General features: G+C 30.0%; 9 protein-coding genes and 2 pseudogenes. 6 read left to right on the top strand and 5 right to left on the bottom strand.

Translation table 11 applies throughout. The features are described from left to right. Nucleotides 1-196: 196 nt before the first annotated feature. The 3 genes and pseudogenes from DSQ20_RS00380 to rqcH all read right to left on the bottom strand — a co-directional run bounded on the left by DSQ20_RS00380 (nucleotide 197) and on the right by rqcH (nucleotide 3,166). Nucleotides 197-780, bottom strand: a pseudogene (locus DSQ20_RS00380) (TIGR00296 family protein). After that, nucleotides 764-1,261: a Mut7-C RNAse domain-containing protein gene (locus DSQ20_RS00375; RefSeq protein WP_255458272.1), complete on the bottom strand. Its 498-nt coding sequence runs from the start codon at nucleotides 1,259-1,261 to the stop codon at nucleotides 764-766. The pseudogene DSQ20_RS00380 and the gene DSQ20_RS00375 overlap by 17 nt, the downstream one beginning before the upstream one ends. Continuing rightward, nucleotides 1,251-3,166 (bottom strand): annotated as a pseudogene (rqcH, locus tag DSQ20_RS00370) (ribosome rescue protein RqcH). Before rqcH ends, DSQ20_RS00375 begins: the two are co-directional and overlap by 11 nt. A gap of 104 nt (nucleotides 3,167-3,270) precedes the next feature. Here rqcH and DSQ20_RS00365 point away from each other — a divergent pair. The 4 genes from DSQ20_RS00365 to cobM are packed head-to-tail and all read left to right on the top strand — an operon-like array spanning nucleotide 3,271 to nucleotide 5,867. After that, entirely contained in the window at nucleotides 3,271-3,744 is a 474-nt protein-coding gene (locus DSQ20_RS00365; protein ID WP_179365607.1) for a hypothetical protein, read from the top strand. A 19-nt stretch (nucleotides 3,745-3,763) separates the two neighbouring features. Next, nucleotides 3,764-4,351, top strand: coding sequence for a precorrin-6Y C5,15-methyltransferase (decarboxylating) subunit CbiT (cbiT, locus tag DSQ20_RS00360; protein ID WP_179365606.1), 588 nt, complete (start codon nucleotides 3,764-3,766; stop codon nucleotides 4,349-4,351). Nucleotides 4,352-4,387: 36 nt separating this feature from the next. Beyond that, nucleotides 4,388-5,110 (top strand): precorrin-2 C(20)-methyltransferase, encoded by a 723-nt coding sequence (cobI, locus tag DSQ20_RS00355; RefSeq protein ID WP_007551764.1) that lies wholly within the window; start codon nucleotides 4,388-4,390, stop codon nucleotides 5,108-5,110. Continuing rightward, a complete protein-coding gene (gene cobM / locus DSQ20_RS00350) occupies nucleotides 5,103-5,867 on the top strand; it encodes a precorrin-4 C(11)-methyltransferase (RefSeq protein WP_179365605.1) in 765 nt (254 codons plus the stop codon). Before cobI ends, cobM begins: the two co-directional genes overlap by 8 nt. Here the strand turns inward: cobM and DSQ20_RS00345 are convergent. Next, the gene (locus tag DSQ20_RS00345; protein ID WP_179365604.1) at nucleotides 5,860-6,621 is read right to left on the bottom strand and encodes a glutamate racemase; all 762 of its coding nucleotides are present in this window, start codon (nucleotides 6,619-6,621) and stop codon (nucleotides 5,860-5,862) included. The two genes, cobM and DSQ20_RS00345, sit on opposite strands and share 8 nt — an antisense overlap. A 104-nt stretch (nucleotides 6,622-6,725) precedes the next feature. Between DSQ20_RS00345 and DSQ20_RS00340 the strand changes: the two genes are divergently transcribed. After that, complete coding sequence (locus DSQ20_RS00340) at nucleotides 6,726-7,373, top strand: Snf7 family protein (protein ID WP_048110206.1); 648 nt, start codon at nucleotides 6,726-6,728, stop codon at nucleotides 7,371-7,373. Between the two features lie 83 nt (nucleotides 7,374-7,456). On the opposite strand, the gene DSQ20_RS00335 is transcribed toward DSQ20_RS00340, so the two are convergent. After that, nucleotides 7,457-8,206 (bottom strand): hypothetical protein, encoded by a 750-nt coding sequence (locus DSQ20_RS00335; RefSeq protein WP_179365603.1) that lies wholly within the window; start codon nucleotides 8,204-8,206, stop codon nucleotides 7,457-7,459. Nucleotides 8,207-8,329: 123 nt separating this feature from the next. Here DSQ20_RS00335 and DSQ20_RS00330 point away from each other — a divergent pair, with 123 nt between their 5' ends. Then, nucleotides 8,330-8,527 (top strand): hypothetical protein, encoded by a 198-nt coding sequence (locus DSQ20_RS00330; protein WP_179365602.1) that lies wholly within the window; start codon nucleotides 8,330-8,332, stop codon nucleotides 8,525-8,527. Nucleotides 8,528-8,566: the final 39 nt, after the last annotated feature.

The raw sequence follows: 8,566 nt of genomic DNA, 5'->3' as shown, positions 1-8,566 counted from the left end.
AAATAAAACATAAAATAATTCATATGAAATTTAAGATCTTAATTTTTTAAAATAATTCATGATAAAATTATTTAAGAATAAATTTTATGTGTTTAATTTTTAAGGTTATCATAATTTAAAAATTATTATTTAAAATAACGTTAGTTAAATTTTAAAACGTAATTAAATAAGTTAAATATTTTTTATTATTGTGTAATTAATCATGATATTCTTTGAAAATAATTCCTTCAAATGATTCAATGATAGTTGTTGGATCTTTCCATGAATCTTTTGATAGTCCAGCTTTTTCGCAAGTGTGTTCAAGAAATTCTTTTGCATTCCAATTGTAATCAACTGGAACTTGTGGCAAAAGTAATCCAGAATGATATCCATTCCTGACAATTAAACCGTCTCTTCCTACTTTGATCTTTGATAAATATTCTTCAGGATTATTTACAATAATTTTTTTGGTGAAGTTAATACAGTTACTTCAAATATTATTGAATTTAGATCTTTATCTTCAACAGGAGGAAACCTCGGATCTTTTGTTGCAGCAGAAATTGCTGCATCATATAATGCATCATACAATAATTTATTTGGTAATGGATAACCTATGCAACCACGTAATCCTTGTTTATCATTTAAAGTTACAAATACCCCAGATTTAAATGAAAAATTATTTTTAAATTCATTTTCAAGTTTTAGTTTCGTATTATTTTTAATATATTCAGTAACAATTTTTCTTGCTGTACTGACAAGGAGTTTACCATCTTCTTTTGATAGGTTATTGTAATCTTTCATTGATCTTACCTACAAACATTTGCAAATTTTTAATATGTGTACCTTCCCAATAGATCTTCTCACAACTTTTACATCTACAATAGTTTTCATTTAAATTAAAAACTCCTAGAAGTATTTTTTCTTTGTAATTATTCTTATCAATTGGTTCTGTTAGTGAATTACAGTTTGTACATCGTGCTACATTTCCATTTATTTTAAAATTTTTCAAATGTACTTTATTTATTATTTCAAAAAATTGCTCAATCTGTTTTTGTTTAGTGATATGAATTACTTGTAGATTATATTTTTGTGCTCGTAAAATTAGTTCATTATCTTTTGAAATGATTATTCTTTTTTCTTTAATTGCTGTATCAATTAATTTTGTATCGTTAATATCTGGAAAATATTTAGAGTCATAGCCTAATAGTCTTAATTTTCTAGCAATATTTCCCAACATTGCATCTACAAAAAACAAAGGATTATTTTCTGTGTTAAGCAGCATCTCCTAATCCTATTTCTGTAATCTGACTTGCTCCTGCTGGAAGTACACGAACAAAATCATCAATGTTTATTTTCTTTGTAATCTCTTCTTCTAATTTTAAAAACTCTAATCTAATTTTTTTTGCAGCGTCTACCATTTCCAATCCATGTGGTTCAATTATTACATAACAAATAGAATTTTTTTTAATTGTATCAGGTGGTCCGCTAGTTAGAATATAATCATCTCCTTGTGGAATTATTCCAACAGCTAATTTGAGAGTAGATATCTTTACAAAATTTCGTTGTCCTTCTATTGTAAAAGATCCTTTTGGCAGAAATTGTCCACTAGGTGCTGATTTTTTACTTGTTCTGGATTTACCCAAAATGCACTAACACCATACATACCTTCTCTCCATGCTCTGCTAAAACAAACAGTTGCATGAGCAACTTCATTTAAGCTAGCTGTAGGTGGATTATCAGCATTCTTTAGAATGAAAAAAGGCGAACCAAAGATGTCACCATGAAATATTTTATCATTTTTTTCTAAATGTTTTCTTACTACAGCAGAGTTTGAAGGTGCATCTCTACCACCTATGGCAAGAATTCCATCAGACGTAAAGAACCATCTGTATCTTTCATACCAGTTTTTCTTTCTAATCTCTGTAAACGAAACTGAATCTTTTTCAGTTTCAGCTTTATTTTGTAACTTTGATAATTTCTTTTGTGTATTGATTTTAATCTGTTCAATTGATTTTATTGCAGCAGATTTACGTTTTGCTTCATTAAATAATATAGATGCAATTGATTGCAATGAAGACTGTGTGTTTATCTTTATTTTTTCATCATCAATTAAGATAAGAGTTATACCTTTTTCTTTAATCAATTTTGAGTTGTGAGATGATAAAATTTCCTGAGCTTGTATATCTTCAATTGATGTAATACCTTTTGAAATCATTTCAAAAAGCGAATTAGCAGTATTAGTTATGTGACTTGATTTTTCTTTTACTGTATCAATTGCTTTTTCTTGTTCAGAAAGCTGAGTTTCAAGTTCTTTTATTTTTTTATCAGAACCACCAGTTTGAATTGATTTACCAATCTCTACAATATTTTCTGTAAAAACAGTATCTAACCCTTCAATAAAGCTGTTAACAACAGTACATTTGTTATCCAAGTTTCCTAATCTAACTGGAATGATTTCAGTTTTTTCATCTCTAATAATTACTGGTTCATGTTTACCAGTAACAACGTTTGTAACAATATTTTTTGTTGTATCATATAATTTTTTTATTTGCTCAGATGTTAAATTAGCTCCAACACATTTGGAATCAACATGAGACATTTCGAATATTCCTTCAACGTATTTTTTTGGTAATCCCAATGTACGTCCAAGCCATTTTGCAGCAGCTAAATCAGATGTCTTTAATTCTTCAAAGTTAGTCTCTGTTACTTTAATTACATCTATACCATTTAGAGGTGGCGGGGCATACACCAAACCAACACCAAGCTTTCTATGTCTTACATCAATTGAATGTTGTAATGCAAGTATTTTCATTTCATTGTTGCATAGTAAGATATTTCCTTCGCCAAAAAATTCTGCTACAATTACGTATTCCTTATCAAATCCTGCAAATGTAAAATAGGCAATTCGTTCTGATGCTATTTGTTCTATTTTTTTTATCTTTAATCGTAAAAGATCACTTCGCAATCGTTTTAGTAATCTATTTGGTTCCATCTGATCAATTTTAACAGATGTTAACCAAACACCGGACGTAGATAACATCATAAAAAGATCTGATTTTTCAGTATGATGAAGTTTGAACAATATACTATCTTTTGTTACACCATAGATGTTACTGACATAGTAGTCCTGTGTTGCCTCTGAAATTTGATTTACTAAATACCGAAGTTCTATTCCTGCAAGAGTCACAATAATCTATTCAGTATCTGAAATTATACTCTTACTCTCTTTTATGCTCATTTTATGACCAAAGATTTTAAACAAGGCTTAATGAAGTCAACCTAGAAATTTACTTGGCAAAATTTAAAAAAAAGAAATCTGCACCAACACCTGATCCTAAAGACTCTAAAAAAGAGTCAACTAATGAGGAAAATAGCAAGATTCCAGAGACAGAATCAAATGATACTTCAGCATCAGAACCTACCATAAATCACGAAGAAAAAAGTGAAAAAGACAAGAAATTAAACAGATTATTTTGGTTAAGAGTCGCTTGTGCAGTAATTGCTGGTACTATTGCAACTTTTATCTTTGAAGATATTCAAGGAGAGGAGAGAAGATGGGCATCAATTGCATTTATGATCATCGTATTTATTGTAACTATATTTATTGCAAAGTCAATGAACATGCAATTACCATCATCTGATAGAAAGAAAATTGTAACACAGGGAATAGGGAGTTATATTTTCTTGTACCTATTTGTTTGGATTCTAACATATACTATTGTACACGCTGGCAGTGTTACAACAGGCATAATTCCAATTTCATAAAAAATGCTGGGCTTGGTTTATGTGGAATTATAAAACACCTGGAATTCCAGATGAGTTTTTTGAGCGTACAGAAAATGTACCTATTACAAAAGAAGAGGTAAGAGTTGTACAAATTAGTAAAGCAAGACTTTGCCCTGGATATACTGTATATGATATTGGATGTGGGAGTGGTTCTATATCAATTGAAGCAGCTATTCAAGTTGAATCAGGAAAAGTAATTGCAATAGATTATGATCCTAATGCAATTGAATTAACAAAAAGAAATGTGGAAAAGTTTGGATTAACAAATATTTCTGTAATTCTTGGTAATGCAAAGGAAAAGATCTCTGAATTAGAACAAGCTGATGTAATATTCATAGGAGGAACTGGTGGAGATACAGAAGATATCGTAAAGATATGTCAAGACAAACTAAAATCTGGTGGAAGAATAGTAATTGGAGTAATATTAATAGAGACATTGTATTCAGTCTTGCAAATTATTGAGAAATTAAAATTTAATTCGGTAGATTTGACTCAAATAACCATTTCTAAGAGTAGAAAGACCTCAACAGGTACAATGATGCTTGCTAGAAATCCAGTTACAATAATTTCTGCAACTAAAATTTAATCTAGATTTTTAATTGGGGATAAAACTAGAATTTTTATGCCTGAATTAATTGGAATAGGAGTAGGTCCTGGAGATCCAGAGTTGCTTACAGTAAAGGCAGCCAAAGCAATTCAAAATGCCGACACTATAATGTGTCCTGCCTCAGGTGAAGATAGACCAAGTATAGCATTATCTATAGTATCATCATTAATTGATAAATCAAAAAACCAAGAGATAGTAAAATTGATCTTTCCAATGACGAAAGATAAAGATGTACTTGAAGCAACTTGGAAAAAAAATGCAAAGATTATGGCAGAAAAAGTTTTAACAGGAAAAAATGTTGTTTATCTTACAATTGGGGATCCATATCTATACAGCACTTGGATTTACATGCATAAAGATATTGAACAGAATCATCCAGAAATAAAAATCAGTGTCATTCCGGGAATTGTTTCTATGTTTACATTTGCCGCAAAAGTTGGGATAAGTATTGCAGAGGGTTCAGAAAAAGTTGCAATAATTCCATCATGTTATGATTTAAGTACAGTAAAAGAAATTGCAAAAAATTCTGAGACAATGGTTTTTTTAAAAGACGGTAGATATTTTGATAAAGTGATTGATTTGTTAAAAGAATCTGGTTTTCCTGATAATTCTATTTTTGCAATTGGACAAGATCTAGGAACAGAAAACGAAATTATTAGAAAATTAACATTGGGTGAAGTTAATGATGGAACATTAACTACAAAATATTTTTCGATTTTGGTGGTAAAACGTGTCTAGGGTATATTTTGTTGGATGCGGTCCAGGAGATCCAGAATTAATAACTGTTAAAGCCAAAAAATTAATTCAAAAAGCAGACATTGTAGTTTATTCCGGTTCACTGATTCCTCCTCCAATTCTTAAATTATGTAAAAAAGGTAAATTACATGATGCATCTGGGTTAGTAAGAGAAGAAATTTTTGATCTACTTTACAATAACTCAAAGAACAACAAGCTAGTTGTCAGATTACATGATGGTGATCCATCAATTTATGGAGCAATCAAAGAACAAATAGATAATTTAGAACAAAAAGGAATTGAATCAATAGTCATTCCAGGCATCACTGCATTTTTAGCATCAGCTGCTGCACTTGGAACGCAATTAACACTTCCAGGAGTAACTCAAACAATTATTGTTACAAGAGCAGAATCTAGAACAAAAGTACCAAAACGAGAAAAAATTTCAGAGCTTGCAAAACACAAAGCAACTTTGATTTTTTATCTTAGTGTTCATTTACTTTCAAATATTGTAAAAGAATCAATTGCAGGTGGATATAAAAAATCAACGCCTGTTGCTGTAATTTATAGAGCAAGTTGGGATGATCAAAAAATTATCAAAGGAACACTTAATGACATTGTAAAAAAAGTAAGAGATGAAAAAATAACAAGAACTGCAATTGTAATTATCAGTGATGTAATTGATCCTAAAACGTATGAATATTCAAAATTATATGATAAGAAATTCAGTCATGGATATCGAAAGGCTAAAGTCAAGTAGACAAAAAATTAACTTTATTTCGTATCCCAAGTTTAATTAAATTATTTTGGAATTGTTTTACATTTCCAGACGTAAAAATCTTAATTGTATTTTTCTTGGAATTATTATTTTTAATATTTGCAAGTACTTTATGTGCTACGATATAAGAAGGATCAACAAACTTTACTTCTGGAAATTCTAACTCCAGTAATGGTTTTAAAAAAGATAAATGAGTACTTGATAAAGTAGCTACATCAATTTTATTTTTTAAAACGTTATTAAGAATTTTTTTAATAATCTTTCTACTGATTGATTTATTTGTGATAAATCTATTTGATTCTACAAGATTGACAAGCAATGAAGAATTTATTTTGTAAATTTTACTGTTTTTAGGAAAATTAAATTTTTTTATATAATTTGATAAGCTCTTACTTGCAACAACAGTTTTTGTTCCAAGTAATGCAATATTTTTTGTCTTAGAAAGATTCATAGCTTCTCTAAGAGGAGGATATACTTTAATTATTTTTTTATTTTTAGTTTTTACCATTAAACTTGGTGTATTTGATGCCATTACAATTAGATCTGGGAAAAATTTTTCTTCTAAGAGATTCAAAGTTTTTTTAATTATCAATTCTAATTCTTTTTTAGATTTTTTCCCATAAGGAAAATTTTTCTGGTCTGCAAAGTAGATAATCTCTGATTTACAGATTTTTTGTATTGCAGTAATTATTGATAACGAGCCTAATCCAGAATCAAAAACCACAATTCTGACCATAATTTGTTAAATCTCTATCTAGAATTAGTTTGTTAGCTAAATTTACTCTAATGTTTATCTAAATTTACTCTGTCCATTAAGAGCTAACTTCTAAATCACCTGACATGCCAAACTTCGATAAAACTTGGGCTCGACAAGAGACACCAGGTGTAACCGATAAACTCCGTGAGACTATAAAACCTCAAGGTGCATTAAAACCACGAATCCAAACGGCAGTAAACAAACTACAAGTCCAGATATCAAAAATGGACTCGATGCTTGGAAAACTACGTGAAAGAGACGCGCAACTCTTCCAAAGAGTCGTGACTGCAATGCAACAACATGATACCAGTACAAGCAGAGTTTTGTCAAACGAATTAGCTGAAATTCGTAAGGTTACAAAGATGCTCGGCAATGCAAGAATGTCATTGGAACAAGTCCAATTAAGACTGACAACTATTCATGATCTAGGCGATGCTATGGTAGCAATCGGCCCAGCGATGTCTACAATGAAGGGATTGAAGTCATCACTAGGAAGATTCATGCCTGAAGCAGACTCAGAATTGAATTCCATGACACAGACACTCAATGGTCTAATGATGGACTCCTTGGCAGGAGACTCATTTAGCATGGAGACTGGCGCTTCAAGTGAGGAAACCGAAAGAATCCTTCAAGAAGCATCTGCAGTAGCAGAGCAACAGATTGGAGACAAATTCCCATCTGTACCAACTTCAACTGGACTATCGTCTCAATCTTCAACTTCTACATATTAGAAGTTTGGAAAGACGATTGTCACTTTTTATTTTATTTTAATCAAATAATTAATTATTTAAAAAATAAGTAGACATTGAATATGTCAGAATTTGAACGAACCAAAAATTCTAGTCTTGATTTTTAATTGTATTAGAATAATTGTAAAAATCGATACAGTAAATATCAGAATTGGTAGATTTAATTCTGGAAGCGATTTGTCAGGGGAGATAATATCACCCCATTGTGATGGAGGTGGAATGTCTGATGAATTTTGTTGTGTAGAATTTTTAGGCCATGAATAATATTTATCTAAACTTGCATCATAAACTGAAAGATAGAATCCATAGTTATCAGAACGATTTAGTAATTCAATTGGAATTTTAAATTCATAGCTTGGATGTAAAATCTTTGTATATCGATCATTCTCGTCTGAAACAGAGCTGATTGCAATAAATTCTGAATTATTTGTAAATTGATATTTTGAATTATCAAAACCTTGTTGAATTGTTCCTTGTCTTTCTCCAAGTAGAATTGAAAAACAATAATCATCTTTATCTGGAATCAGATTTTTATTATTTTTTCCATCAAAACAAATTATAGATTTATCCATTTTATAATCTAAGGTATGATCAGTGATTGGATCAACAAATACATAGATGAAATTTTCATGATGAGCGGTTCGTAAATGTATTACTGTTTCATTGTTATCATATGAAAACATGTTATCACTTGATGCCTTCCACTCTATTTGGTTTGTCCATTTACCATCAAAGACTACATTTTGTATGCTTGAAGAATATGTGATCAGTATGGAATCAGTAGATGCATAGATTTGAAGAATTGGTAAAACCATCAATGATATAATCAAAAATAAAAAAATTTGTTAAACTTCATTGCTGAGTTAATTATGAAGAAATATAAAAAATCAAGCTATATTTTTAGGCATGTTTATAGACATGTGTGAAATAATGTTTTTGTGAATAAATCTGTCATCATTGGAATTATTGTTGGAATTGTCATAATCGGTATTGGGATCACAGTATCATTATCATCAACAAACAGTAATGGGCAAATACCAGAAACGGATAAAGAAACAGAGCCTATTGAAGTGCCTCAAACTGGCAAAAATATCACAATAGAGTTATCGGAATCTATTGGTCTCAAAACACCGTAAATATACCAAATTGGATCATCTGGTAAGCATTTTTTGCCA

The sequence above is a fragment of the Nitrosarchaeum sp. AC2 genome, assembly GCF_013407385.1.
GTDB lineage: Archaea > Thermoproteota > Nitrososphaeria > Nitrososphaerales > Nitrosopumilaceae > Nitrosarchaeum > Nitrosarchaeum koreense.
The sequence above is the reverse complement of the archived record's forward strand: the minus strand, read 5'-3'. Positions and strand labels throughout refer to the sequence as shown.